General features: G+C 51.1%; 22 protein-coding genes. 2 read left to right on the forward strand and 20 right to left on the reverse strand.

Annotated elements, in window-relative coordinates:
* Window positions 1–10: 10 nt before the first annotated feature.
* From FHS17_RS20860 to FHS17_RS20905, 10 genes are all read right to left on the reverse strand, one after another.
* Window positions 11–1762, reverse strand: coding sequence for an extracellular solute-binding protein (locus FHS17_RS20860; protein WP_167280369.1), 1752 nt, complete (start codon window positions 1760–1762; stop codon window positions 11–13).
* Between the two features lie 107 nt (window positions 1763–1869).
* On the reverse strand, window positions 1870–3540 hold the full coding sequence (locus FHS17_RS20865; protein WP_167280370.1) for a response regulator: 1671 nt from the start codon (window positions 3538–3540) through the stop codon (window positions 1870–1872).
* Between the two features lie 54 nt (window positions 3541–3594).
* Window positions 3595–5349, reverse strand: a complete 1755-nt coding sequence (locus FHS17_RS20870) for a sensor histidine kinase (RefSeq protein ID WP_167280371.1) — start codon at window positions 5347–5349, stop codon at window positions 3595–3597.
* Between the two features lie 108 nt (window positions 5350–5457).
* Complete coding sequence (locus FHS17_RS20875) at window positions 5458–5652, reverse strand: hypothetical protein (protein WP_167280372.1); 195 nt, start codon at window positions 5650–5652, stop codon at window positions 5458–5460.
* 196 nt (window positions 5653–5848) lie between these two features.
* Complete coding sequence (locus tag FHS17_RS20880; protein WP_167280373.1) at window positions 5849–7999, reverse strand: alpha-amylase family protein; 2151 nt, start codon at window positions 7997–7999, stop codon at window positions 5849–5851.
* A gap of 96 nt (window positions 8000–8095) precedes the next feature.
* The gene (locus FHS17_RS20885) at window positions 8096–10573 is read right to left on the reverse strand and encodes a glycoside hydrolase family 2 TIM barrel-domain containing protein (RefSeq protein WP_167280374.1); all 2478 of its coding nucleotides are present in this window, start codon (window positions 10571–10573) and stop codon (window positions 8096–8098) included.
* Window positions 10570–10719 carry a hypothetical protein gene (locus tag FHS17_RS20890; RefSeq protein WP_167280375.1) on the reverse strand — a complete coding sequence of 50 codons (150 nt, stop codon included), beginning with the start codon at window positions 10717–10719 and terminating at the stop codon, window positions 10570–10572. The genes FHS17_RS20885 and FHS17_RS20890 overlap by 4 nt, the downstream gene beginning before the upstream one ends.
* 112 nt (window positions 10720–10831) lie before the next feature.
* Window positions 10832–11983, reverse strand: a complete 1152-nt coding sequence (locus FHS17_RS20895; protein ID WP_167280376.1) for a right-handed parallel beta-helix repeat-containing protein — start codon at window positions 11981–11983, stop codon at window positions 10832–10834.
* 130 nt (window positions 11984–12113) lie between these two features.
* Window positions 12114–13304 carry a glycoside hydrolase family 88 protein gene (locus FHS17_RS20900; protein ID WP_167280377.1) on the reverse strand — a complete coding sequence of 397 codons (1191 nt, stop codon included), beginning with the start codon at window positions 13302–13304 and terminating at the stop codon, window positions 12114–12116.
* Between the two features lie 397 nt (window positions 13305–13701).
* A complete protein-coding gene (locus tag FHS17_RS20905) occupies window positions 13702–15312 on the reverse strand; it encodes an alpha-amylase family protein (protein WP_167280378.1) in 1611 nt (536 codons plus the stop codon).
* Window positions 15313–15479: 167 nt separating this feature from the next.
* Here FHS17_RS20905 and FHS17_RS20910 point away from each other — a divergent pair, with 167 nt between their 5' ends.
* On the forward strand, window positions 15480–16373 hold the full coding sequence (locus tag FHS17_RS20910; protein WP_167280379.1) for a helix-turn-helix domain-containing protein: 894 nt from the start codon (window positions 15480–15482) through the stop codon (window positions 16371–16373).
* Window positions 16374–16516: 143 nt separating this feature from the next.
* Here the strand turns inward: FHS17_RS20910 and FHS17_RS20915 are convergent, their stop codons facing one another.
* From FHS17_RS20915 to FHS17_RS20945, 7 genes are all read right to left on the reverse strand, one after another.
* The gene (locus FHS17_RS20915; RefSeq protein ID WP_167280380.1) at window positions 16517–16741 is read right to left on the reverse strand and encodes a DUF6199 family natural product biosynthesis protein; all 225 of its coding nucleotides are present in this window, start codon (window positions 16739–16741) and stop codon (window positions 16517–16519) included.
* 286 nt (window positions 16742–17027) lie between these two features.
* The gene (locus FHS17_RS20920) at window positions 17028–17231 is read right to left on the reverse strand and encodes a hypothetical protein (protein ID WP_167280381.1); all 204 of its coding nucleotides are present in this window, start codon (window positions 17229–17231) and stop codon (window positions 17028–17030) included.
* Between the two features lie 32 nt (window positions 17232–17263).
* Window positions 17264–17674, reverse strand: coding sequence for a DUF5412 domain-containing protein (locus FHS17_RS20925; RefSeq protein WP_167280382.1), 411 nt, complete (start codon window positions 17672–17674; stop codon window positions 17264–17266).
* Between the two features lie 15 nt (window positions 17675–17689).
* Window positions 17690–18175: an SMI1/KNR4 family protein gene (locus tag FHS17_RS20930; protein WP_167280571.1), complete on the reverse strand. Its 486-nt coding sequence runs from the start codon at window positions 18173–18175 to the stop codon at window positions 17690–17692.
* Window positions 18176–18320: 145 nt separating this feature from the next.
* On the reverse strand, window positions 18321–18743 hold the full coding sequence (locus FHS17_RS20935; protein WP_167280383.1) for a GNAT family N-acetyltransferase: 423 nt from the start codon (window positions 18741–18743) through the stop codon (window positions 18321–18323).
* Between the two features lie 305 nt (window positions 18744–19048).
* Window positions 19049–19618 carry a hypothetical protein gene (locus tag FHS17_RS20940; protein WP_167280384.1) on the reverse strand — a complete coding sequence of 190 codons (570 nt, stop codon included), beginning with the start codon at window positions 19616–19618 and terminating at the stop codon, window positions 19049–19051.
* A 27-nt stretch (window positions 19619–19645) separates the two neighbouring features.
* Window positions 19646–21094: an ArnT family glycosyltransferase gene (locus tag FHS17_RS20945; RefSeq protein ID WP_167280385.1), complete on the reverse strand. Its 1449-nt coding sequence runs from the start codon at window positions 21092–21094 to the stop codon at window positions 19646–19648.
* A 234-nt stretch (window positions 21095–21328) separates the two neighbouring features.
* Here FHS17_RS20945 and FHS17_RS20950 point away from each other — a divergent pair, with 234 nt between their 5' ends.
* Complete coding sequence (locus tag FHS17_RS20950; protein WP_167280386.1) at window positions 21329–22672, forward strand: FAD-binding protein; 1344 nt, start codon at window positions 21329–21331, stop codon at window positions 22670–22672.
* Window positions 22673–22733: 61 nt separating this feature from the next.
* Here FHS17_RS20950 and FHS17_RS20955 read toward each other — a convergent pair whose 3' ends face one another.
* The 3 genes from FHS17_RS20955 to FHS17_RS20965 form a co-directional block, all read right to left on the reverse strand.
* Entirely contained in the window at window positions 22734–24026 is a 1293-nt protein-coding gene (locus FHS17_RS20955; RefSeq protein WP_167280387.1) for an Ig-like domain-containing protein, read from the reverse strand.
* Between the two features lie 177 nt (window positions 24027–24203).
* Window positions 24204–24782, reverse strand: a complete 579-nt coding sequence (locus FHS17_RS20960) for a GNAT family N-acetyltransferase (protein WP_167280388.1) — start codon at window positions 24780–24782, stop codon at window positions 24204–24206.
* Between the two features lie 252 nt (window positions 24783–25034).
* Window positions 25035–26099, reverse strand: coding sequence for an ATP synthase beta subunit C-terminal domain-containing protein (locus FHS17_RS20965; protein ID WP_167280389.1), 1065 nt, complete (start codon window positions 26097–26099; stop codon window positions 25035–25037).
* Window positions 26100–26286: the final 187 nt, after the last annotated feature.

Below are 26286 nucleotides of genomic sequence, written 5' to 3' on the forward strand. Positions count from 1 at the left end.
TTGTTGCGTATTATTGAACCATGCCACTGGCGTTGACTTCGTCGAGAATACTCTGACCGCCGGAAGCAAGCCAATTCGCTGCCCACTCATCAAAGTAGTCGAGCGGCTTGGAACCCATAATAATTGAAGTCAACATCTTGACTTCTTCGTCGCGAAGCGAAGGACCTTTCGCGATCATCGTCGGAGTCGGGTTGCCCACATACGCCGATGTGAACACTTGCTTGTTGTCTACGTATTGGCCGAGGAGGCTGAATACGCCGCCTTCCGACCACAATTTGTTCGCGGCCCACATTGTTGCGTCGCCGGCCTCGAATTTAGCTACTTGATCATAGTAATTCTTCTGTTCGTCATTCAGCGCCGACGTATCGCCGGATTTCTTCGCTGCTTGAACCGCGGCAGCCGCCCTCGGATTGTTGCCCGGCAAGCCCCCGTTGATCGGCGCAAGTCCGAATTCACCGTAGTCTTTGCCATCCACGGTAACCGTATGGTAATTCTTATCGAAGTGTCCGTAAATTTTCTCAATATACGTATTGAGCAACAAGAACGGAGCCTCCGGATGTTTGGACTTCTTGCTAACGACAAAGTAGTGCGAAGGCAATCCGCCCATGCTTTGCGAGAGCGCCGGCTGATCGTCGGACGACACGAGCGGATAGATGCCCCAATCCGCGCCCGGAACGTCCTTGTACATATTGTTGATCGGCCATGTCGGCACCCAGAATGCGCCAAACGTTATTCCGACTTTGCCGGACGTAACGAGTTCTGCTGACTTATTGCCGTCGATGACGCTAAATTCCGGATAGATCGCGCCTTGCTTGAACAAGTCGGCCAGCTTGCCGAGAGCGGTCTTCACTTCCGGTTGAACGTCGGCCCACTGCACCTTGCCGTCCGCGCCTTTGATGAAGTTCAGACTCGTGCCCGTACCCTTGGTCGGATTAAACGGATATGCGTGGTAACCGTTGAAGAAGCCGTCAAGACCGGACCAGCCGTTGAACAAGTTGTTGTCGAGGCTTAATCCGTACGTATCGTTCTTGCCGTTCTTGTCAGGATCGTTCTTCGTGAATGCCATGGCGATATTGATGACATCGTCCATCGTCTTCGGCGGCTGAAGCCCCAGATTATTAAGCCAGTCTTTGCGAATATAGATGAGCTGGGTATCGGCGGCTTCTCCACCGTCTGCCGGAATCCCCATGATTTTGCCGTCCACCGTCGCCGCTTTGAGACGCAGGCTGTTGCTTCCTTCGAACGAACTCTTCGTCAGATCGGAAGCGTACTTCGCGTACACATCGGTCAGATCCGCGATCGTGCCGGCTTGTACGAGGATCTGGAACTGCTGAGCGTCGACATTCATAAAGTCAGGCATATCGCCCGAAGCCATCGTTACTGCGATCTTGTTCTGATATTGCTCAGCATTTACTTTCCAGGTATTCTTCACCTTAATGCCGAGATCGCTTTCGAACGTTTTGGTCCAAATGTTCTCGTCGTACGTTTCACCAGGCGCAAGTTCAGCTGCCTGATTGAGGGAGCGTACCGTCGTCACTTCGATCGGAGGATCGTACTTGCCCTCCGGGCCGCTCGGAACGGAATTTCCAGGCGTTGCCGCCGGGCTTTCTCCCGTGCTCGTCGATGCGCTTGGCGAGTTGCCGGCGTTGGAGACTGCGTTGCTGTTATCGCTGTTAGTGCAAGCTGTTACAGTTGTCATAAGAAGCAGCAATGAGAGCATTGCCGAGCCCTTCACTTTCACTTTCGCTTTCTTCAACACCATCTGTATGCCCCCCTGTTTTCCTGGGTTAAATGTGGTACGCTTTCAGTATGAGGCAGATAAGGCACGGCGAATATAATAAACCGTTTACATTCCTTATCCTTTCATATCTACTTGAGCGAATCGCGGTATTCCTGAGGCGTCAATGATGTCGTTTTTTTGAAAAACCGGGTGAAATAGGATGCAGAATCGTACCCAATCCGCATTCCAATCTCATGAATTTTAAGGTTGCTCTCGCCAAGCATCCGCTTCGCTATTTCGACTCTCCTCCCCGTGATATAGTCGCTGATGGTATGGCCCGTCTTCTGCTTATACAATCTGGAGAGGTAAAAAGGTGTCAAATAGACGTGCTCAGCCAGGCGATTCAGCGACAGATCCCCATCGATTTGCTCCTCCACGTATTGATGAAGCTGCTCGACGACTTCGCTCGTCTCCTGCTCATTGCCGCCTTCCATGCGTTCGAACAGCAATTCGGCCAGCTCGCGGAAAAAGCCGGAAGCTTCCCTCCACGAACGATGCTCACGGATAGAGAACAGCTTGCCCGGGATGGCGTGACCTCGGGCGTCCCCGAGAGCTTCGAACCGATTCAAATGCGGGATGAAGATCGCGGACAGCTCGTAGAACACCTCGAGCGGCAAACCCGTATCCAGCGTAGCCGGCTCGCCGACGGCTTCCGTAATCTCGTCGAACAGCTGCTCGAATTTCGCCCGTTCCTTCTGCATCAAGTATTGGTCGAGCATCCGGATGCGTTTGACCTTGCTTCGCGCCTTCTCTTCTCCGCTTTCCTTCGCGCGGTCGTCCGACAGCAGCATCTGGCTGCCGAGTCCAAGTCCGCGGCCGAACAGCTGCGACAGCCGTTCATATTTGGACGAGAGTATGTCCCACTCGAACGGTTCGCTGGAGACGACGAACGAGCACGCGAGCTTCAAATAGCGGCTGCAAGCGTCTTGCACCGATTCGAGCATCCCAAGCAAGTAAGCGTGCAGGCGGGCTTCCGGATCGACTTCCGCGCCTGTGCGCAGCTGCGCATTCCCGACGATCGCCTGGCGATACACCGACTCCGCCTTCGGCTGCAGCAGCCAGATCAGCCGCTCGTGATTGCCTCTGAAGTACGTCAGGTGGAATTCCAGAGCTACGAATTCATCGAAGATGTTGTTGATTGAATAAGCGAACAACATCTTATCGCCTACCGCCTTATCCTCGCGCCAGCGGTCGATCCGGGCGACGGCCATGACGACTGGCAAGTCGGAATCGAGTGGCACTTCAAACTGTGCGAACCGCTCTCTCCGCGTGGCGGACGACGAAGCTTCCCCTTCCAGCAGCCCGGTCAAATACTCCTTGCGCAGTGCCGGCAGTGCCAACTTAAGGGACGAGCGAGCGCTTTCGATCAGGCCTTCGTAGGTCACTTCCTCGGCAATGACACGAATCGCCTTCTTGACAGAGGCAACGATCGAATCGTCGCCTTCTGTCTTCAGCACGTAATCGATCGCTCCTCCGCGAATAGACGATTGGATATAGCCGAACTCGTTATAGCCGGTCAGGAAAATCGACTTGCAGCGAGGCCAAAGGCGCAGCACCTCCTTCTGCAGCTCGATGCCGTTCATCTCTGGCATTTCGATATCCGTCAGCAGAATGTCGATGCGCAGTTTCCGCGCGACCGCCAGCGCTTCCAGTCCGTCAAACGCTTGATAGACCTCCAATGGATAGTCGGACTGCGAGAATAGCTCGCTTAAGCCTTCAACGATAATCGGCTCATCATCTACGATCAACAACCGGTACATGGCTTTTCAATCTCCTTTCGCGTCTAAATTATCTGAAGGTTCTACAGTTTTACCCTAGAACTGGGGCATCGGCAGCCTCAATGTCGCTTTCATGCCGCCCATTTCGCTGCGGGCGACGGACACGCCATACTCGGCGCCGAACCGGATCTGCAGCCGGCGGTGAACGTTCAGCATGCCGGTATATTCCATACCCGCGCGCTGTTTCTCTAAATTCGCTTCGAGCTGCTGAAGGTCGGCGTTTGTCAGCTGCTCGCCGTTATCCTCGACCGAAATGAGCAATTGTCCATCCCGCTCAGTCATCTTCACGGCGATTCTGCCATCCCTGCGCTTAGTCTCGAGCCCGTACTGGTACGCGTTCTCGATGAACGGCTGCAGGATGAGCCTCGGTACCCGCATATCCCCGCAACCTTCGGGAAGTTCGCTGAAATCGACGGTAATGCGGCTCTTGGCGAAGCGGATACTCTGAATTTCTACATACGAACGGGAGTGCTTAATCTCCGCTTCGAGCGGCACATCATCGGAGCCGTTGCGGGTTATGTATTGGAAATACTCCCCAAGATGCTGACTGAACCGGATTACGCTGTCATTATCGTGCATCTTCGCCAAGCGGTATAGGATAAAGTAGGTATTATACAGAAAGTGCGGATTGATCTGCGACTGCAGTTGCTTCAGCTCCGACGTTTGGGCGCGCAGCTTCTGTTCGTACACTTCCTGGATGAGCACCTTCAAATTGTTCGTCATCATGTTGAATCGTTGGAACAGGTATTGGAACTCATCGCGAGACTTGGGCAGCGGAATCGGCTCCATCATTCCCGCCTCTACCTTGCGGAATCCAGTAATCATCCGATGCAGCGGCTTCCGGATGAGCTGATAGAGCCAGTAAGAGTAGGCGACGATAAAAACGAGCGAGACAAACGACAGCAGCCATAGCAGTATCCGGTATTTGTAGATCGGACCGAGCATTTCGACCGATGGCACGTAGGCGATCAAGTAGTAACCAAACGTAGGCGAGCGCTTATAGGCGACGAAATAGGAGCTGTTTCCCGCTGAAATTTGCTTATAGCCTTCATCTGCGCTGTCCTCGGGACGGTTTTTCAAGTAGTTCAAAAGCTCATTCGTAATTCCTTCGTCTGTTTGGTTGCCGAGGCTCCAGCCGTTCTCCGGATTGACCAGCATCGCTCCTGCGTTCTGGTAGTCGGAGAAGTTCTCCAGCGACTGCTTCATCGCCTCCTGGTTGATCTCGATCGAAAGCGCGAACGTTTCCTTCATGTTCGGCAGATCGGAGCCGGGATAGGCTACCGCCATGAACAGCCGGTCTTTCCAGTAATAATTGCCGACGCCCCGGAGTTTGGCTACGGAGGCAACAGCCTCATAATCGGGATTAATCGTGTCGCTGATCGTTTCGTTGCTCGATATCGTGCGCTTCAGCGTCAGAATATGAGCGCTTACGTTTTTGATATAGAGGCTCGAGTACTTGATCTGCTGCAGCTTGTCCTGGATGCTCTGCACCGTCTCCGTCCATGCTCCGATCGACATCGTATTGCTGATAAATGCGGCGTGTTGGATGTCTTTGTCTATAGCATATTGCTGCAGCAGCCCACTCATCTGCTCATTTCCTGCCTCAAGCGAGCTCAGGTAGAAATCGACCCGCGACTGGAGCGATTTCGACAGCTCCTCGCGGACGCTCTTCTCGCCTAGCTGATTCATCCAAAGACCGATTCCGTAGATCGGAGCGACCACAAGCAGAAAGGCTATGATCAGCTTCGGAAATATCGTCATTCTCCACTGTTGTTTTCGAAAAATCTTCATTTCGAGCCGCCCCTTGCGTATAAAATTCGGCATCTTATCTGTGGAAAAAGCATGAAGGCTTCCTCTGTGAGAAACTTCTATCAATCAAGCTTGCCTCTCGCCTCAAGCTTACCGCCTTTGTCCGATTCGCGGATCTCGCCGTTCGGCAGTACGATCAGCGTAGGCATGCCGGCCCGTATGGCTCCATCCGTTACCTTTAGCAGGGCCGCCCGATACCCAGACCCCGTTCATATACAGCCGATATCGGCTGTCGCCGTCACATCTACTGTAAGCCGGGATTTGCCCGAATCCGAGATGCTCCATCCCTTGTCACCCCTCTCAAAAGTCCAGTATTTGTGATTGTATACAGATCGTACCACCCTATTATAAAGCGCTTTCAAAAAGATTACGACCCAAATCGCTTCGAATCCAAGTGTGCGAAGTTCCAAAAAATCAATGATAGGATTTTGTTGATAGACATGACGAAAGGGCTGCCCGCCTGGACAGCCCTTACCGTTTTTTATTGTCGTACGAGCATAAATCCGACGATCTCATTAAGTTCATTACCACTTATGTTTACGGTCATGTTTCCGTTATGATCGGAGTTCGAAGCCATACTCGTACGCTCTTCTTGATGACGGAATTCAATAACAGCTTCGAAGGCTCCCTCAATGGTAAGAGCACCTGGCGCAAACGGGATACAGACGAGCTTGGAGCATTGCCAGATGTCCTCACTGTCTTGAGCGATAAGCGCCCACTCCCCCGTGAAACGGATACCGGACACTTGTGGAAAAGCCATCTCATCGCCTGACGCATGCCGTAATGCGAGAGCCGTTATCCTGTCACCGCCCTGATGAGTTTCCACCCGTCCCCATGACCTTATGACCGGCTCGCGGCTCACATCTCCGAAATCGGCGTCAAGCCATAACGGAGACCAGCCGCTGCCGGGCCTGCGCCACCTGTCCAGAGCAAGCCAGCGGAGCCGCTGTGAATCGGTCATCGCCTTACCGGTGCGATCGATAGCTCCGAGCGTTAAGCCATTGGTGCCGACAACGGCGGTGTTGAGTAAAATCTGCTCCAACGTCTCCCAGTAATAGCCTGTCGATGTATTGATCAACATGCCATGGCGCGCCGCAAGTGCCGACCACATGCAGCGCTGATTGTGCCCAAGAGCCTCATATTTCGCACTATCTCCAGCGTCGCCTAGATCATCGATATTGATCACGTCGAAGTGATCATGCAGCAGCGGATGCAGCCCGTAATAGATAATTGCTATATCCGGCTTTGCCTCCTTTGCCGCGTCCGTAATGATTTGGAGCAGTTCCGAGCAAAGCCGTTCTCCCCGCAATTCCGGACAACGCGGCACGCTTACGTCCGGCCCGGGCAAGCCATAGCCGAAATCCAGCTTCAGCGCTGCAGGATTCAGCCGGTTGATGACGGTCCTGGTACGTTCGGTTAGAAATGATCTGGTCCGCTCCGAGCTGGGATCCAGGCAGTAATGATAGGACTGACCGTATATCGGATCTCCCGACCATCGCCAGTGCCTCGGCTTCCCGTCCATTCCGCACAACAGATCCTTATCGGTCAGGCCAAACGCCTCAGGCTGGTCAATCCAGCCGATTGACTGCCAAACTGCAATTTCGAAGCCTTCTGCCCTCATATGCGCAATGTCCCTGTCAAACTCCGGAAACCGGTTATAGTCCGGAATTCCACTGCTGTCGCATGTTTCCCAATATTCGTCGAGCACGATCATATCGGCAGGGGCCGATCGCGAAACCCGTTCCGTAATGGCTCTTAGATCAAACTGCCCTTCCTTGAAATCGCCCCATGTACATACAAACGATTTTGCTTGAATGGGCAATTTAGGACCGCTCACCGGAAAAGTTTGATACAGCCGGTCGTAGGCATCGAATCCATTCATCCCCCAGGCAAGTCTGAGCGGTTCGCTCCATCTTCGATTCAGCAGGTCAGGCGCTTCCCACAAATCCTCCCTATATAAATACTGCATACAAGCAGTGGCGGATTTTAACTGCAACGATAGCGCCGCATCCGGGATCGCTCCGGGTCCAAGCGACAGCCATCCGTCACCTCCACCCATCGCTGCAGCATAAAGCGGCCTCGGGTAAGCAGCCGCATAAGATGTTCCCATCGCATCGCCAAAGCTGCCCAGAGGCAGCAGCGAATCGCCCATATCAAAAAAACGCCAAAAGCTGCGCGTCGGATTCGTGCCTGCGCAGGGCAGGCAGTACCCTTCCGCTTTCCAGTTCGGCCAAAAGGGCTTGGCAAGCGATGGTGCGCACCGGCGTTGTATGTCCGTCATTTCCTTCGTTCCAAAATAGAGCGCTATGATAGAGGTCGGCTGATGCCATACGACTTCCAGACTGGAAAATCGGATTCCCCATGCTTCGGTGTTCACCTGAAGGGAGCCTCTTCCAAATTTACCGAATTCAAGCGCGATCTCATAGCGAGAATCCGAAAAGGTTGACACATTCGAGATAATCGCATCCGTATAATGAGTCTGTCCGTTTTCATCCGAGAGCTCAAACGAAGGCAGCAGACTTCCTTGCCACACGATGCGTCCATCTCGTTCAAGTACGGCCTGATCGTTATCCGTATTCCAACAAAACAACATTTGTTGCGCAGCGATCTTAAAGTCCGGCAATAGGTTCACCTTATCCTCCCATTTCATCTCACGGATATGTATATTGCTCTATCTTGACGGATGCGTATGCGATGGAATCGCTGGTTGTTATCGGCTGGAGCAAGCCTATTCATGCTTGACACAAGGCAACATCCAACTCGCTGAAGATAGCCCTGGAGCCGAAGCTTCAATGGCAATCGCTCCCGGATCCCGTCCCGCGCGCACGATGGCGGCGGCGATTCCGCGGTAGGCGCGGCAGCCCGCAGAACGGTAGCTCTCGCTGCTCGTCACGTCCGCCGAATAAACGCCGAGCAGGCTTCCGCTGCCTTGTACCGTGACGGAAATCAAATGCGCAGCGTCAGGCACAATGTGGCCATCCTTGTCGACAACAACAATTCGCAGCTCCGCGAAGTCCCGTCCGTCCGCGGACAACCCTTCACTGTCGCAGCTCAGTTCCAGCCGCGCCGCGCCTCCTGCAGTGACCAGTGTGTCCTCGCATACTGGCTGCCCTTCGTTCAGGCCGACGGCAGTAAGCGTTCCGGGAACATAGTTGACGTCCAGCTCGATCGCACGGTAATTCTCCGTATCCTTCGCCAATACTCCGAGCGAACGCCCGTTCAGGAACAGCTCCGCCACATCGCAGTTGGTGAAGACGTATACCTTCTTGCGCTCGCCTTCGCTCCAGTTCCAGTGAAACTGTGAATTCATGTAGGCGTACGTTTCGCCGGCAGCGGGAACGGGTTGCCTGACGGCGAGGCGAACGAACGGCACATCGTCCCAGATGCTTCGGCGGAAGTAGTATTCTCCTCGCGGTGTGCCGACCGAATCGATGAGCCCGAACCCCCAACCGCGGCGCCCTCCCGCAAGCGCGGAGATATCGAACGTATTGCCTAGCGCGGAGTCCTCGCCGAGCACGTCGGCGCCTTCTCCCAAATAATCGATGCCGACCCACAGGAATTGGCCAATGACGTAGGGATTCTGCATAATACGCTTCCAATGCTCTGGCTCGAACTCAGTCTCTGAGCCGAGCAGAGCCCGATTCGGACGCTCGGCGTGTAAATGTTCGTAGTACGCGTCGCCTTCCCGGCTGGCGACATAGTTATACCCCGGCACGTCCACCAGATCCATGATGCCTTCCCGCAATCGCAGCAGGTGATTGCCTTCCGCGCATACGGTCACGGGCCGGGTGTCGTCCTCCTCCTTGCAAATCTCAACCATCCTGCGCAAGATTGGGATTCCTTCGTCGAAATAGAGATCCGGAATTTCGTTGCCCACGCTCCACATGATGACGCTCGGATGGTTGCGATCCCGCCGCAGCATCGCCCGAAGGTCTGTCTCGTACCATTGGTCGAAGTAAAGATAATATCCGTAGACGTTCTTGCCATACGGCGAGTCCGAATAACCACGGTCCCAGCCTAATCGCCATTCATCGAATGCTTCGTCCATGACCATCATCCCGAGGTAATCACACGCATGATAAAATTCCGTCGGAAAAGGGTGATGCGACGTGCGGACCGCATTGCAGCCGGCTTCCTTCAGCATGGCCAGCCTGTTCGCCCATGTAGGCGTCTGAACTGCCCCGCCGAAAATCGCCGCGTCCTGGTGCAGGCAGACGCCTTTGATTTTCATCTCGACTCCGTTCAGCTCGAAGCCGTTCCCGGCAGTAAACAATAACGTGCGAATGCCAAGCGGGGTCAGCGCATCGTCAGCCGGCTCGTTCTCGACGAACAGAACGGAGTGGACCCGGTACAGATTCGGCTGATCCGGACTCCAAAGAGCGGGTTTGGACACGCGCATCCGTTGCTCGAACCGATGTTTGCCGAACTGCGGCACGGTCATCTCAGACTCGGCTACGGCCACCTCGCGGTCTTCCGGATCGAGGATCGTCGTTCGTAATCGACAGTTTTTGCTAATCTCGTTATTCTTCGCCATTCCATTCCCTTGCCAGACAAAAGCGTTCCACTTCGTCTCGGGATAACGGCCCACGGAGATGTTCGTTGCAACCGAAATCACGGCGCCCCCGGAGTCGATGGACTCCGTTCTGGCGACTACGCCCCATACGTCAATGTGCAAGGGGGCTGTAACAATTAACTGCACGCGGCGAAACAGTCCGTTTCCTTGATAGGATCTGCCAAATGGCTGCAGAGAAGCGTCCACCTTGACCGCAAGGACGTTCTCCTCCCCGGCGGGACGAAGATGAGGTGTAAGATCAAACCAGAATGGCGTAAATGCGTAGGGATGCGTCCCCAGACAGCGGCCGTTCACCCACACCTCGGCGTTCATCGCGGCTCCATCGAACATCAGGTAACGTTTGCCGCCGACATGCCGCTGCGGAGAAGCGAACGACGTTCGGTACCACAAAACGCCCGAGCGAACGTACCCATTCGCCGGATAGGCGGCATTGAAATCCGACTCCGCCGAATCATCGTGCGGAAGCTGTACGATCTGCCATGCCGAGTCGTCATAGAAGGCAGCTTGCGCGCCTGAAGCGTCTCCCGCATGGCAGCGCCAATTTTCCATTAAAGATGTAATGCTGCGGTAATCGGTGCCGTCAAGCATCCGCTCCACGTACGAGATGGTCGGTTCTATTCTTCTATGTGTCATGTTCCACAAGACTCCTTCGCAAGGTCTCTCTCGTAATCTGCTTCTATTTCTTCATTATTCCATATCGGCGATCCGCACGAGATCCCGCTTCTGCGCGGAACGCTTCGCACCGGGAATGCAGGAGTAAGCGCTGATTTTTTACCCATACCTCCGCAGCCCGCCTCGGTAATCTGCAGTTGTCGTAATTCGCCTATCGTTAATCTCCTATGCCCGTTCCGCCAGTGAATGGGTCAAGCGTCTACCGCACTTTTTTCCAGCCTACTCCACATTCGCCAGGAAGCGATCTGCTCCATCCGCCAGCCAGATGTCCCCCGTCTGCCTGCCCGCTCCCGTATCGCGGATAAGATTGTCCTTCAGCTCATTGTCGACGGACCCAGCGTTCACGATGAATCCGAATCCGTCGTTATTCTCGATCACGTTGCGAAGCCACTTGTTGCGGTTCGCACCGTTGGATGCTTTCTCCGTGCGGTAATAAACGCCGCCATTCCCATTGCAGCTTATGACGTTATCGGCGAACCAATTGTCAGAGTCCTTATGTCCGATCGAGATGCCAGACACGGCGTTATGCTCCAGCACGTTGCGCTCGAACTCGCCGAACTGGACCCGCCAGCAGACGAACAGCCCCGCCGTGCCGTTGCCGCTGCACGTATTGTCCTTGACGCGAGAGGAGTACGAGCCGGAACCGGGATGCAGCCCCGATCCTTTGCAGCCTCGAACGTCGCAGTGAAGCACCGAGATATTCTCCGTAATCTGCCAACTGATGCCATCACCGTTGAAGTCGTGCACGAAGACGCGCTCGATCATGCAATCGCGTGCCTTCTTCAGATAGATCCCGCCCGCTCGGCAGCCGCCGATCGGCTCGTTGGCTGCCTTGTTACCGTCGATTGTAAGGTCGCGCACGCGAACCTGCTCGACATCCACCGCCTCGATAATCGAGCAGGCATTCGTTGCCATGCCGCCGTCGTCCGACCGGTAATCGCGCTCCAGGTGCCGGTCGAAGCGCAGCACATGGCCGTCCACCGCTGTAATGACCGCCGTGCTTTCATCCCAACCCCATTTTTGGGAGTCGTCGAAAATTTGCAGGCCCATCCCGACGCGGAAGCCGCTCGGGTCCGCCACCTCTACGCGCAGCTCGCCGTAGTCGGCGTCGACGATAAACGGGCTCTTGAAGCCATCCGTCTTACGCAGTACCGTCTCCGGTCCTGCGCCGGCCAGCGTGACCCGATCCGTCAACCGAATCGGTCCGTACACGTCATACACTCCCGGGTCCAGCCGCACGATGCCGCCGCCATGCCGGGTCGCTTCATCTACCGCCGATTGAACGGCCATAGACGTGAAGCCCGGATAGTTGCTTTGCGAACCTCCCGCAGTCACTTCGATCGTACGATTGCGCAGCATCGGATCTCTCATCCCCTACATCCTCTCGTTATGAAAATATCAATTGCAGCTCCGCAGGCCAAGGAGCCCCTGATCGAGCAAGTCGTAAGCTCCCGCCGCAGGCTGCCCTAGTATCGGCGCCATTTATCTCCGATTTCTTCGTTTACCAGAATAGCTCCTTGCGTCCCCGCAGCTTCGCGAGCGCTTCAACGAAGAAATAATCGCCATAGATCAGCGATTCGTCTACATACACGCCTCGCGAGTAATAACCTGTCGCATGCCGCAGAAGGCCTTCATGCTCGTCGCCCCATTCCGTATAGCGGTCGCACAGCGACCGGACGATCCGCTCGGCTGATATCCGGCACCAAGCGGCGTCTTCGACTCCCGCTCCTTCGCCTGCTTTCAACAACTCGGCCAGCTCCAGCAGACCGGACGCCACGATAGCCGCGGCGGACGAATCTCTCGGCATCAACTCCCGGCCAGCTTCCGGCAGGAAGAAATCCCAGTAAGGGACGGCGTCTTCCGGCAACCGTGCGACGAAGAACCGAGCGACCCGCAGCGCGGCTTCGCAATACCGCGCCTCGCCCGTGTACCGATAGCTGAGCGCGAAGCCGTACAGTGCCCAGGAAGCTCCGCGCGCCCAAGCGGAATCCGCCGCGTAGCCTTGCCCGGCCAGCGCCTCAATCGGCTTCCCTGTCTCCGGATCATAGCGGAAAATATGGCAGACCGAACCGTCTGGGCGAAGAAAATCGCGCAGTACGGAGTCGGCGTGCCGGATCGCGATATGCTTGTACCGCGGATCCTTGATCTCGCGACCGGCCCAATGCAGCAGCGGCAAATTCATCAGACAATCAATGATCGCCCAGCCAGTATGATCCTCTTCGTCCCAATTCGGCCAGGCACGGATGAACTCGCCTTGCGGATTGTACCTTCCGGCAAGGAGGTTGGCCGCGATGAGTGCATGCCGCTTCGCGTCCGCATCTCCCCCGCGCCCTGACGCTTCGGCCAGACGATGCTGGGCAACGCTGCTCAAGCTGAACATGAAGCCGACGTCGTGATGCAGCAGGTCGTAGGTCTGCAGCGTATCCGCCAGCTGCCGTTCGCACGCTTCGGCGACTCGTCGCAGTTCCTCATCACCGTTCTCGCGGTACACAAGCCACAACAGTCCCGGCCAAAAGCCGGCGACCCAGTCATGCTCAGGTCCCCTGACATAACGTCCGTCTTTCGTCCCGTTCGGAAAGGCGACTCCGATCGTCCGGGCGCTCCGGCTGATTTTCACTTCCGCCCTGCTCCAAGCCTCTTCCGCCCAAACCAAATCCAATTCCACGCCAGGGTTCAACTTCTGCTCCGTCATGCTTCCATCCCTCCCGCAGTTACCCGTGAATGTCGCCAATACGTTTCGAATCCATCCAACGATCCATGCGCAGCACCGGCCGAATGGACTCCGTGCCAAGCAGCGCTTGATCTTCCTTGCCTACTGCGATGATTATATTAATTTCTCTGGCTTTGCCGTATTCGTATTTATTATAAAATCGCTGAACTGCCGTACCTATAGTAATGTTTATTGAATCGCTGTCTTTTCATATCCTTTTAACGGGCTTTGAAACAAACGTGGGCTTGCGTATTGGCGGGAGATAACCTCCCGATAATCGCAAGCCCGCGTTTGTTTTTCTAGTGAATCTTATCCTTTACAGCCAGATCGAACAAAGCCCCTTCGTTGAACCATGCCGGCGTGATCCCCTGCTCCATCTTCACAGCCACCAGCCGTTGTCTTTCTCCTCCAACGTTTCCCCGGTAACCTGGTTCCAAACGAATGTCGTCTCTTCTCCGTTCAGCAGCCAGCGGCTCGGGCATGTCGTGTGCAGCCAATCGAGTGGTTCCGCCGCCGGCCGTTCGACTGCCGCCAGTTCGAATGCCCGCCGAAGCTCGGCCTCCTGCTCCTTCGTCAAGACGGACGGATCCGCCGAGACGAACAGCGGCGTGCCGCTGCCAGCCAGCAAGCGAAGCCACTCGCGATTCAGCTCCCATGGCACGTCGGCCGTGAGACCGACGCAATCCGCGTCATGGCTGAAAAACGTTCCGTGCTGCGGCATTCGGAAGCCGAGCGTATTGACGCCCATATAGCGCGTCCTCTCCCACCACTTGCCGCTCGTATCGTCACCGGTCCGCTGAATTGAGAACAAGCCTGCCGCCAGATGGCCAAGCGTATTGCAGCCGATCACGTCTGCCTCACCAGCGGCTTCCGCAATCGTCCGGTACAGCTCCAACGTGAGCTCCGCGGTCGTCCTCGATCGGTCCCGGAACGGGTGCGGCAGCGCGTGCGGCCTGGAACGCATCGTGAATCCCCATTGGCCAAGCAGGTCGTACGTCGTAAAATCGTGCTTCAACAGTTCGAAGCCCCATCCGACCATCGTACGGACCGCCTCACGGATCGACTCGAGCGCTCCGGAAACGGTCGGGTCGAGCACATGGCCACCGCTCGACGAATAGCGAATCCATTCTGCCGGCACCTCCTCCGCTGTCAGAAGCGGCCTGCACCAAAGTCCAGGCTTGACGTTAATCTCCTTCATCTCCCAAGCCAGCCGCTCCATATCGGGGAACTTACCGTTACCCGTCCAAGGCCCGCCATTGCAGGCTCCCCCTCCGCTTTTCGACTGCCAGCCGTCATCGATGACCATATAGGGTCGATTCCCTGCGTTCGCGGACAACGAAGACATGAATCTCGAATCCTCGAGAATTTCCCGGTGTGAGCTGTTGCCATAGGCGTAGTACCAGTTGTTTCCGCCATAGACCGGCTGCTTCGGCATTCGGGGATGGTCGCACAGAAGCGAGCAGAACCGTCGCGCCGCCACAATGGGCCGTTCTCCCTCCGTTCCTGGATCCGTGACGATCTCGGCGATTGGCAGTATGCGATTGCCTAGGAGAACGCCTTCGCTGCCGCAGGAGACGTCGGCAGTCAACGTCAGACCATCGGGATCAAGCTGCCAGAAGCAGAACGCTCCCGCTCCCGTTTTCACCCCGCAGCCTGCCGTCCGGACACCGTCATGAGCCAGGAAATACCAAGGCAGGACCCTTTCGGGCACCAGCCCCCTCCATTCCAAATCGCCGTATGCCCGCTCCCAATGATCCCCCAGAACAAGCCAATTCCCTTCGACTCGCTCATCCCACCGGAGCTTGACGGCTCTCGGCCCAGCCACCGGCGCCTCCAAAGTCACTGCTATGAGGCCATCATCGTTCGTCAGACGAACCGTAACCCCTTCAGACTCCCATGTTCCGGGCTGAACCTGCGTTAGCGCCCGCCATCCGGAGTCCAGACGAACGAACACGGCGGAAGGGCTCTCCATTCTTTTAAACAAATTCACGGCCTTGACCTCCTTCAAATGTTGCGCAACTGCTCGCAAAAGCGAATAATAGTAACGTATCCCAAAAGTATAAACGGCTTCGGTAACAGTCGTTAGGGCGAAAAGGGTCCGATCGGGGAGCAAGGTTAACCAACTGGGACATGATTCGGATCGAAGGAGGTATTGCAATGGCAGATCACCATTGGGAGGACTATGTGCCTTTTCCAAACAGCAAATCGGAAGCGTACCTATATGGAGCCCACTCCGCCGCCGTCCCTGCGGGATGGGCCTGCGGTAGGCACCTGCATCACCTAATGTTCGAGCTCAACCTCGTTCTCGAAGGGACACAACTGACCGAAATCAGCGGAATCCCCTACCGCCAGGAAGCAGGAGACCTCCTTCTCGTGCCCCCGATGCGACTACACTCGTTCCGATCCGAAGCACCGCTCCGCTATTTCGTCCTTCATGTGCAAATCGACGACCCTGCCTTCCTGCAACGGTTGGCCGAATCCGGCCTGCTGCTCATTGATCGCGGCCACCCATTGAACCGCAAGCTGGTCGCAGCCGTGCAGGCCCTCCGGGAGCGCATGACGCAGGGGGCCTCCCGAATCCGGCTCTATCGATCGCTGTACGAGATGCTCGATCTCCTAGAGAGCGAGCTCAACCGCATCTTGCCGGTACCTGGCGCTTCGAAGGAAAACCTTTCCCTTCCCGCTCGAATCGCGAGGGAGATCGAAGCGTTCGTCGCCGTCCAAGTGGACGAGGACCGGGAGAAAGAAGAGAATTGGATGGAATCCATCGCGCGCCGGCTCGGCTACAGCCGCAGGCATTGCTACCGGGCATTCATGGGCACGTTCCGGATGTCCCCGCGCGATTACTTGTTCGTGCTGCGACAGCAAGAAGCGATGCACCTTCTGCTCAGCGGAGGGGATTCTCTGGAGCGAATCGCCCTCCGTATCGGTTACGATAATGTTCAGAGCTTCATCCGGCAGTTCTCAAAGTGGACGGGGACGACTCCCGGCCAGTTCCGCAAACAGAAGCGGGACGAGCTTGTCTATTTGACGCGTTTGGAAGTCCGTTAATATTTCTGAAGCAAGCTCCTAGAGAGCATTCCCTTTCTAAGAGAGATTGATATAGTTAGGAGACCCGTTGCGAGATGCGATGCCATCCATGGACGGCTGGGGTAAAAGGAAACCGGTCGTCCTGGGGACGACCGGTTTTTGGTTTAGATAAAAATATCAAGAATATCTACTCCAACAAGGGGAATTCCAATTAACAAAAAGAAAGCACCAAATATTCGATGAAGGAGAATGACAAACTTGTTAGGTTCTGAAGTAGCAAAAACAAATTTACCATCTTTCTTTATTATCATGAATTCAGTAAGATACAATACCTTCTTCGGCCAAAATACATTCACTGCGCCCACAGTTGCAACAATTAATCCGATCATGCAGTTCTCCTATTCTAATCATGTTCATTCAACTCTTTTAAAGTAAAATTAATATCACAATCCCAGCATTTAAAAAAATAACACCACTGATCCGAACTATTTTCAAACGATGCTTTTTCGCCATAGATTGAAGTGATCTAATGTCTTCCCAGCCATTACTGCCGTCATTGATCATATTGGATGTCCCGAATCTCCAGATCAATTTAGGAAAGATTAAAAGTATAATCGCAATAAGTAACAGAACGATGGCTGTAACCACCTCTTGAACCCACCTCTTTTATACATCTCAAAGTTTCCTCTCTTTTTCTTTCCAGTTCATGCTGCCAAATATAAGTCCAATAGCGATTCCAGCGACATAATCATAATAATCCCAAGGTCTATGAAAAATTTGCTTCGCAATGAGCATGAAGAAGGTGTAGGAAATCTGGCCAGCTATTGCTTTTCGAAAAAGATACTTATATTTTTCACGCCTCAAGTCACTAGCCCCCAATACTAGCCTCCTCCTAACCTCCTATTACTACATTAATGAGTTCTAAAATCATATTTCTCATACGGTAAATTTAATTCATGCCCGTTAATTTCTACCGTATCATTATCAATCCAGACCATTTTTGCGGATTGCTCATGGTAATTCCAATAAATATTTTTAACTCTATGTGTATTTGTATTAGTAACCAACTCTACTCTTACCGCAAAATCGGTCGTCGCCCCACCATTAGACAAATAAGCTTTAATTGTATAGTGTCCGTCCGGAGAGCTCGATTGCGAGATAAACTCACCCTTCGGCAGTCTATTTATATCCCAAAATGTCCAATAGACCCCATATCCAATGAAACATATGACTAGAAAAATAATAGAAAACAGCACTACACGCACTTTTCGTTTGGTCCGTTGCATTTCAAGTTTTACAGCTTCATCATCGAAATAATCCATGTTTCCTCCGGATTTCTATATAGAATCATAGGCATCTCCTAAAGCTTCAAAATCATCCTCCACCCAATAAAGATACTGGCCCTTGCTCTCTAGCAATTGACGAAGTAGATCAGTAAAAGAATTCGCAATGATTGCATTTGAACCAGCAACTCCGTGAACTTCGTAAAAGCTGTCGTAACATTTCCCACATCGTCCATAGGATAAATCAATCGTAATATACTGAGAACTTCCATCCGTCCCTATAACATACCAATCGGAAGACCTATCATACTCACATAGCTCACCAACAATAACCGGATTAGCTAATACAAAATCATTCGGCTGCACAATCGTCATCGCATAAGAGGCGGATTCAAATAATGTGATACCACCACATAGTTCATAAAATCTACGAAGGTCAGCTGGTAGGATATGATTATAATTGAAAAGTATCGGCTGATTTGATGGAGGTAATACTTTACAATCTTCTATACGCTTTATATCCTCAATTAGTTCATTAATCAATAATGTCACATCCTTTATCTGTAATTCAGTTTACAATAACTAACTACACTTAGGGACAAAAAAAGACGGCACCAATTCTTTCTGGCACCATCTTAAAAGTAAAAGTTTATGAATAGAAAATCACCTTGTTCAATCAAAGCGATTATTCAAACACCGTAATCATCCCCGTCATCCCCGGGGAATGATCTTTGAAGCCAAACTGCTCGTAAAACTTATCATTGCCATGAGAAGCAAATAGTCCAACAAAGGCGAGCCCATCCTTATGGCGGCGCTCCTTTATATAATCCAGTAGGCGCTCTACAATTAGCTTTCCTAGACCATTTTTCTGATGCTCAGGCGAAATCGCCACGTCCTGGATATAGAAGTACATGGCTCCGTCGCCAACAATCCGTCCCATGCCAACAACCTCTTCCTTACATACAACAACGACACCGTAGAGAGAATTGTCAATCGATTGCTTAGACATTTCTATATTAATGTTTCCCCACCCGACAGTTTCCCATAAAGTCTTGTGTTCGACTACAGTAGGGAAACGCTCAATGATTTCATATTTGTTTTTTGTCATATTTACCACCCTCATCAAATGAATTGGTGGCTGTCCTAAACAACCACCTGTTATGATTGGATCCCGCGGTTATACTCCATGTTTTTCATCTCCCGTCAATATTCCTTAAGACACTTTACTTTAATATTAAGTAGAAAGAAACCTCTGGCGGTTACTAACTATTTCTTCAGTATGTGAACCCCTACACCGTATCTACTCTCTCCATTATTAATACTCCAATCATAATCACCCACAGGCAAGTTTTCAGGAATCGTCCCTGTCGCTTGCCATTCACCTTCATTCACCACTACACTCAATGTGAAGCCTTATGAAGCGCCTGCTGAACTGAAGCAAGGCGATGAATTTACGACGAGCCACTCCAAATACCCTTCTTTTACAAAGTCAAAGAGTTTCTCTGATTCGGCGAAATAGTCACCTTTATCCGGGTCAGAGACCCAAATCATATGTTTTACCGGTGTACATGAAGTTTCTGTACTACCTTTCTCAACAATTTTGCTTGTACAATGCCATGCTGGACGGATTTGCAGGATGTCATGATTCGTATACTCTAAATTAACAGCCATACTGCGTTCCATCATCGGTGAAGTTAATCCTCGTCCATCATTGGACTTTGCCTCGTCTAACCATTTCAAAAGCTGAGCAATTTGGTCCTGATCTCTTGAACCAATAAGTGGTTTACTTACATATACGGAAGGAATCGGCCAAGACATATAGACCCATTGTACGTCGTTATCCGATGCAGAAGGCTTATCTGTTGAATCCGTCGCAGCTGCAACAACAGGTGCAAGTGCATGATTCTCATGACGTTGTAAAACAAGCAGCAAAACTGTAGCAATCAAACAACAAGCTACGACTACCCTTATAGGCTTTATCACAGCAAGTATTCCTCCTTTGATTCCAATCTACAGTCCAATTTCTCTTTCTCTCCGGAGATCTGCACTCGAAGGTAGAGTTTGTCTTATCCAGCTGAACACCTGATAAGCCCCATAGCTCTGCAACAAAATGAGTACTGGTATAAAATCCAGCCGATAACGTGGTTGATTTTCCACCAACAAATGTGCGCCTATGTAGAAAAGCAATAAACCCAAATACAACAATGCCTCGTTCCCCTTGCCTGTTCGCCATAAAGCCATCATGCTAATAACACCAAATGCGCACATCAACACATACATAGGGCCTTCCCATCGTTGCATTTTTTGTTCCAGCTCCCAGTTGTCCAATCCCCGCAAGCTCCAATAGGCGGCTGAATCCGATGAACCCCACATGATGGAAAGCTTTCTGCCGAGGAGTGCCGCGACTTCTGACTTATCTTCCAGACGCTCTTTAATCTTAATAAGCTCCGCTTGATAGCGCTCTTCCCCATATGGATATTGGTTTACATAATTCGCATCTTCTTTATTCCAACTGCCGTTCGTTTCAGCATTTAAACCAACCATGAACTTCCAATATTTTTCTCCCTCAAATAAGGAATGCTGGGTGACACCGGAAGAGATCAGCGATGTACTAGCAAGCAGCTGCACCAAATAATATGCAATAATCACACCACCAAGCTTGCCCGCCATCACACCTGCCTGCCTCTTAGCGGAACCACGCCACAGCTGCCATAACATCGGCAAGACAAATAAAGCAGCCCCCGCCAAGTAGACAATTCCTATTGGCCGCATGAGATTCCCAAGTCCGATAGCTAACCCCGCAAGCAGCCAATGGATGAACGAGTCCCTAACTCTCAGCAGTAAGAGACATCCTAGCATAAACAGAAACACCGATATATGCTGATTCGTTAATACCGAGCACATAAGTATATTCGGTATATAAAAGAGATAAATAAGTGCAGCAACTCTACCGTAATTCTCGTTATTAAATACCTTTTTAGCCGAATAATAGAGAATGGCAGCTGTCCCAATGCTGAACAGAACGTTAAACAACTTGAGTACAATCAGGTGATTGCCAAACAGTTTAATCACCGCAGCCTCATAAATCGTAAATCCATGCTGGTAAGGAAAGCTGATATAGTAAGGCGAATCGCTATAGGCAAAGTTCCCCGAAGCCGCCTCTTGAGCCGCATTGTACATGAAAAGAAAATCTGATTCCGGTAAGGCCGGATTCCATAGGATCCAAGCTACGCGGCAGGCTAAACCAAGCGTTAGAAAAACAATCAGAAACATTTTTCTGCTCAAATGTTGGGTTGCCCAATAAATCACGAATACAACGACAATAAAAGTTACAGCAAGTGCCGCGAGCATCTTCCATACGGATTCATAGATACTCATTGTATTTGCAAATGAAGAGACCAGAATGGTCAGAAAAAATAGCCCGCCTGCTGTAGAAAGGATACGTGTGCGAAAAGTCATAATTACTCCTTATCTCATTTATGATTATCCGAGTATGTTACCATATTTTGCTTCTCGTGAGTATGATTGTAACGAACTACTTTCATTAGGATGCCGGAAAGGCATCCATGCAAGAACATGATTTTTTAAACGTTTTCGTTACTTTTGCCTATACCATCCGCTAATCTCTCTCATACGCTATACGGTACCTGCCTAAACTCAACTATCACCATTTACTTATAGGGAGATGGACACGTGAAATCAAAGACGGGGCTTACCGGGCGAGTAATTTTTAAAGGAGATCCAGGTTATAATGCGGCGCGTAAAAACTGGGATCCTCATACAGACAGATTCCCGAAGGTATTTGTTTTTGCCCAAAGAACACAAGACGTAGCAAACGCGATCAAATGGGCTCGTAAGAACAATGTCCCTATTCGGCCAAGAAGCGGCAGACATGCTCTGGAGACCAATCTTTCACAGGTTAACGGCGGCATCGTCATTGATGTCAGTGAAATGAAGAAAATTACTTTGAATAAAAAATGCAGAACTGCTGTGGTAGAGTCCGGTAATCAAGTAGGCAGAATTGTTGATACGCTTGCGCGGCAAGGGTTTATAGCTCCCTTTGGCGACAGTCCCTCTGTTGGGATCGGCGGCATCACAACTGGCGGGGGCATCGGTCCGCTGCAACGGACGACTGGTCTAATCTGCGATAATCTTATTGCGGTGGAAATGGTTGATGCGAAGGGCCGAGTGATTCGCGCGAGCAAAAAACGCAATTCCGATCTTCTATGGGCTACCCGCGGGGGAGGCGGCGGTAACTTTGGCGTATATACCAAATATAAATTCAAAGTGCTGCGTGCTCCAGCCAAGGCTACCGTATTCAGCGTTACCTGGCCATGGAACCAGTTCGAAGCAGTCGTCAAGAAATGGCAAAGGTGGGCTCCTGGCACCAGCACCAAACTAGGCAGCGAGTTAACCGTCGGTCCAAAAAAAGGCGGCAATGTAAGTATGCTTGGGCTGTTCCTGGGATCTAAAACAGAAGCTCTTCGCTTCTTAAAGCCTATCCTAAGCGTTGGAACACCTACGCCAACAATCAAGTATCTCCCTTACCTTGAAGCCACTAAGTTTTTACTTGCTCCTGACCCTGTACTTACTCAAAAGTACAGCAACCAATTCTCAAGCGGTTTTGGATATCATCCATTCCCTGATAAAGCCTTTAAACCTATGCGTAAGTTCTTGGAGAAGGCTGAGGGAGGAACTCCAGCCGGGTTCTACTTCCTCAACTGGGGTGGAGCTGTAAGCAAACTTGCCCCTAGGGCTACCGCATTCTATTGGCGTAACGCGAAGTTCTATGTGGAATGGAACAGCTCATGGGTTAAGCCATCTCATGCTGCCAGAAATATCGCCCTAACTCGCAATACACGCAAGAAGCTGCAGCCTTATATCGTAGGATCGTATATCAACGTGCCTGACCAAGGCATCAAATGCTCCGGTCCGGTCTACTATGGGAAGAACTATCCTAGACTGCGCAGGGTAAAAGCGAAGTATGATCCGCAGAATGTGTTTAACAACCCGCAAAGTATTCCTCCTGCAAAATAACAAAAACAGCGGCCCGACTAGAATTAGTCGGCCGCTGTTTTTTTGTGCTGCGTTAGTTCCATTAATCCGTATTATTCCGGATGATAATGATTACTTTAATTTTTGTTATATTTTTAGCATTCCTAGGCTTTACCTTAATGCTGACTGTCGCTTCTTCTGAAGTCAACTCTCCATTACTCACCGTAAAGGTAAAGCTGTCCTTACCGGTATAACCAGCAGCTGGCTTGTACGTATAAGCTCCAGTAGCGGCATTCACTTTTACCGTGCCATGCTTAGGCTTTGTTGCTATGGCAAAAGTCAGCGTCGCCCCTGGATCCACATCCGTTCCGCTTAATGTACCCTTTAATGCTTTGCCCTTCTTGGTCGAAGCCCTTGCATCATTTGCTATTGGAGCATGGCTATCAGAGTTAACCATTATGGTTACTGTTGCAGGCGCTGATATGCTGGATCCATCACTTACCGAGAATGTGAAGCTGTCCTGTCCGGTAAAGTCAGCTACAGGTGTATAAATATATGCCCCTGTTTCCGTATTTATTGTCAAGTTACCGTGTGCTGGATCTGAGACTTTCATGAACGTTAAAGCATCTCCATCTAGATCAGTCCCGCTTAGAACCCCTTCCAACACAGTATCTGCCTTCACCGTCGCTTCTGCTGGATTGGCTTCGGGTGGATCGTTCAAGGCAGTTACCGTAATCTTAATGGTCGCAGGTGTAGAATAAACCACTCCATCGTATACCTTAAAAGTAAAGCTATCCGAACCGCTATATCCTGGATTTGGCGTATAGGCATAGTCACCTGTAGAGCTGTTAAGTGATAAAAGCCCATTAACCGGAGCTGTTGCTACCGAATAAGTTAATGTCGTTCCCGCATCCAGATCAAGTCCGACAAGCTTACCAACTATTTTGGTATCTTCAATAGTAGAAACAGATCTGGCAACTCCCCATGGCACATCATTGATGGAGTTTATTGTAATCGAAACAGTCGCTGCAGCCGATAAAGCTGTACCATCCTTAGCTATAAAAGAAAAGCTGTCACTTCCGTAATAATTCGGCAGAGGCAAATAGGAATATGTACCATTAGATTTAAACTCAATGGAGCCGTGAGATGGTCCAACTGCTACTTCAAACGTTAACGGATCACCATCTGGATCAGAACCATAAACCTGACCTTTCAATAAAGTATCTTCATCAATGGTTTCACTTGCCGGTGTTGCGGTTGGCGCACTACCCGCAATTGTTTCTTGCACGGTCTCCTCGGCTGCAAAGGCGTTCTTGCTCTGCAAAGTGAAGCCTCCTGTAAGCAGCAAGGCGCTGAATATGAACAGATAAGCAATGTTTCGGATAGAGCTTTTCATAATCTCTTTCACTCCTCTCTTGACTCACAATTATTCTAGAAGATTATTCCATTTCATTCGTGAGCCATTTGCCGCAATTCAGTGATTCAGCAGACACAAAAAAAGCAGCCTCCCGGCTGCTTCGGATGGACTATGTCCACTACTGCGTTTATGTGCTTTGTTTATATCCCTCAATTTTTAAAACTCCGCTCCCCGAGCCTTCGCAAAAATCATCGTATCCCTAAGCGAGCCGTCATTTGCACATTTGTCATTTCTCAGGATACCTTCCAGCGTAAAGCCTGCCCGTTCAGCCACTTTGGCGCTCCGCTGATTGCGGGCATCACATAGAATCTCAATCCGGTTCGCCTCTAGAACATGGATAGCAAAATTCGTAATCGCATCTACCGCTTCCGTTATGTAGCCTTGTCCTGCATAGGACGTACGTGCCCAATAACCAATCTCGAATGAACGTGCCTGCCAATCCATCCGGTGAAGACCGCTGCTGCCAACAAGCTGTCCTGTTTCTTTATGAATAAGAAGAAGACGTAAATCTGTCCGCGCCAGATATTCCAGCCGTGATTTGCGTATGGTAATCTCAGACTCTTCTATAGTAGGAGCTGATTTCGCCCAAGGCATCCATGGCCACAGCTCTTCCCTGCTTTCAATAACCGCCTCATTAACTGCTGCACCGTCTCCGTATAATGGAGCACGAATAATAAGTCTAGCACTTTCGAAACTTTCAGGTATTGATAGTAAAATCGGATTAAATAGGCTCATTTATTCCTCTCCTTTATTACTTGGATATATGCTGCATCCTTGCATCAGCAAACGCGGAGGAACCGGAGTTGAGAAGGTAAAATCGCTGAATTGGCTATGTTCACACCATTATAGGTCCTGCTATTCTTAGACGCAATAGCTCCTTTTTGCGCCACTTGCCCCCTATTCCAGCGAATATACACAGCACATTTAAAAACACAGCATAAAAAACAGGTTGAACCCAAGATGGATCCAACCTTTTACAATTATCTATTAGCTTCTAACCTCGAGCCGTCCTTTGAAAAACAGCTCCGAAGCTTCGGTATCGTCCAATTCGCCATCCAGAATTCGCTTGACGTCCTCCAGCGTATCGTAGAGCGGCAGCCACTCTCCAGGTTTCTGCGTATACGGCTCGGAGACAAAAAACGGCTGTGCTAGATAGGATTCCAGTCTTTCTCCACGGTTATATAACTGCACATCAGAGTCCGCTATTTTCTCAATACCATGTACACTCACAAGTGATCTTAATTCCCGATAACGACGAAGCAGCTTCCTTGCACGTTGTTGTATGGTAAGGTGTACAGCATCTAGATAAGAGCCTTCCAAAATGGTTGAGGTAGAAACAATAGGATCAATAGCAGGATAAATACCGCGGCTGATTAAATCCGTATCAAAACGCAAGAGCGTATCTAGCGGGCCATATGCATCTGTTGCTGATCCATCCGCAGCCTCATATGCCATATCGACTAATGCAACTGTGATTGGTCTTGCCCCTGCTTCCTTCAAGCTGTCCCTTAAAATCAATAATTCACCCGATAGAACCGTACTGCGGTCAACACCAAGCAAAATATCCTTCTCTTCACGAAGATTTACGATCTGTTTGTACACTTCATCTCTAGTCGAGAGAACAAATTCAGATTGTTCTTTCACATGGTTAATTCCCGGTGCATCCGTGCCAGGATCCCAGAAAATCGTTGCATATCCACGTTTGTTCAGTCGATGCATAAACTCCGCAAGTAAGACAAGCTGCCCCATATTTGGCCTTGCTACAAAACCAACCGTTCCGCCTCGCACGACCGGTGCCATTAAATCCAGCGCCTTAATTCCGGTTTCAATCATCCTCATCCCGCTCCCTCTAATAATGAGTTCATCAAGACTACATCCTGCTAATGTTGCTAAAGCGACCAACGTTCGAACTTCTGCACGGCCAACAGGAATCTTCCCTGTGCAAAGATTAGAAACGGTTGCTGCTCTTAGACCAGCTGCCCGTGCCGCTGAGGTGAGATTCGGAACACGACGACGTAATAACGGAACGTTAAGCTGTAACTCTTCGTCCATTTTTTAACATCTCCTTACTCTATATAGTAATCAGAGTTACTCTAAAGCGCAACTACAACTTGTAAAATATTGTGAACATCAATTGAACACCTTACTCTCCAACTGCCTTTTTTTAACAAGCCATTTCCTAGCATTTATGCTACGATAGGGTTTGAATTGGTAGAGTACATATTCGATTGGAGGCGCT

This window comes from Paenibacillus lupini, assembly GCF_011761355.1.
Lineage (GTDB): Bacteria > Bacillota > Bacilli > Paenibacillales > Paenibacillaceae > Pristimantibacillus > Pristimantibacillus lupini.

What these genes read in the sequence shown, in the direction of transcription:
- FHS17_RS20860 (WP_167280369.1), bottom strand. Translation starts at nt 1,762, where the DNA reads ATGGTGTTGAAGAAAGCGAAAGTGAAAGTGAAGGGCTCGGCAATGCTC.
- FHS17_RS20865 (WP_167280370.1), bottom strand. Translation starts at nt 3,540, where the DNA reads ATGTACCGGTTGTTGATCGTAGATGATGAGCCGATTATCGTTGAAGGC.
- FHS17_RS20870 (WP_167280371.1), bottom strand. Translation starts at nt 5,349, where the DNA reads ATGAAGATTTTTCGAAAACAACAGTGGAGAATGACGATATTTCCGAAG.
- FHS17_RS20875 (WP_167280372.1), bottom strand. Translation starts at nt 5,652, where the DNA reads ATGGAGCATCTCGGATTCGGGCAAATCCCGGCTTACAGTAGATGTGAC.
- FHS17_RS20885 (WP_167280374.1), bottom strand. Translation starts at nt 10,573, where the DNA reads ATGACACATAGAAGAATAGAACCGACCATCTCGTACGTGGAGCGGATG.
- FHS17_RS20890 (WP_167280375.1), bottom strand. Translation starts at nt 10,719, where the DNA reads ATGGGTAAAAAATCAGCGCTTACTCCTGCATTCCCGGTGCGAAGCGTT.
- FHS17_RS20895 (WP_167280376.1), bottom strand. Translation starts at nt 11,983, where the DNA reads ATGAGAGATCCGATGCTGCGCAATCGTACGATCGAAGTGACTGCGGGA.
- FHS17_RS20900 (WP_167280377.1), bottom strand. Translation starts at nt 13,304, where the DNA reads ATGACGGAGCAGAAGTTGAACCCTGGCGTGGAATTGGATTTGGTTTGG.
- FHS17_RS20910 (WP_167280379.1), top strand. Translation starts at nt 15,480, where the DNA reads ATGGCAGATCACCATTGGGAGGACTATGTGCCTTTTCCAAACAGCAAA.
- FHS17_RS20915 (WP_167280380.1), bottom strand. Translation starts at nt 16,741, where the DNA reads ATGATCGGATTAATTGTTGCAACTGTGGGCGCAGTGAATGTATTTTGG.
- FHS17_RS20925 (WP_167280382.1), bottom strand. Translation starts at nt 17,674, where the DNA reads ATGGATTATTTCGATGATGAAGCTGTAAAACTTGAAATGCAACGGACC.
- FHS17_RS20935 (WP_167280383.1), bottom strand. Translation starts at nt 18,743, where the DNA reads ATGACAAAAAACAAATATGAAATCATTGAGCGTTTCCCTACTGTAGTC.
- FHS17_RS20945 (WP_167280385.1), bottom strand. Translation starts at nt 21,094, where the DNA reads ATGACTTTTCGCACACGTATCCTTTCTACAGCAGGCGGGCTATTTTTT.
- FHS17_RS20955 (WP_167280387.1), bottom strand. Translation starts at nt 24,026, where the DNA reads ATGAAAAGCTCTATCCGAAACATTGCTTATCTGTTCATATTCAGCGCC.
- FHS17_RS20960 (WP_167280388.1), bottom strand. Translation starts at nt 24,782, where the DNA reads ATGAGCCTATTTAATCCGATTTTACTATCAATACCTGAAAGTTTCGAA.
- FHS17_RS20965 (WP_167280389.1), bottom strand. Translation starts at nt 26,099, where the DNA reads ATGGACGAAGAGTTACAGCTTAACGTTCCGTTATTACGTCGTCGTGTT.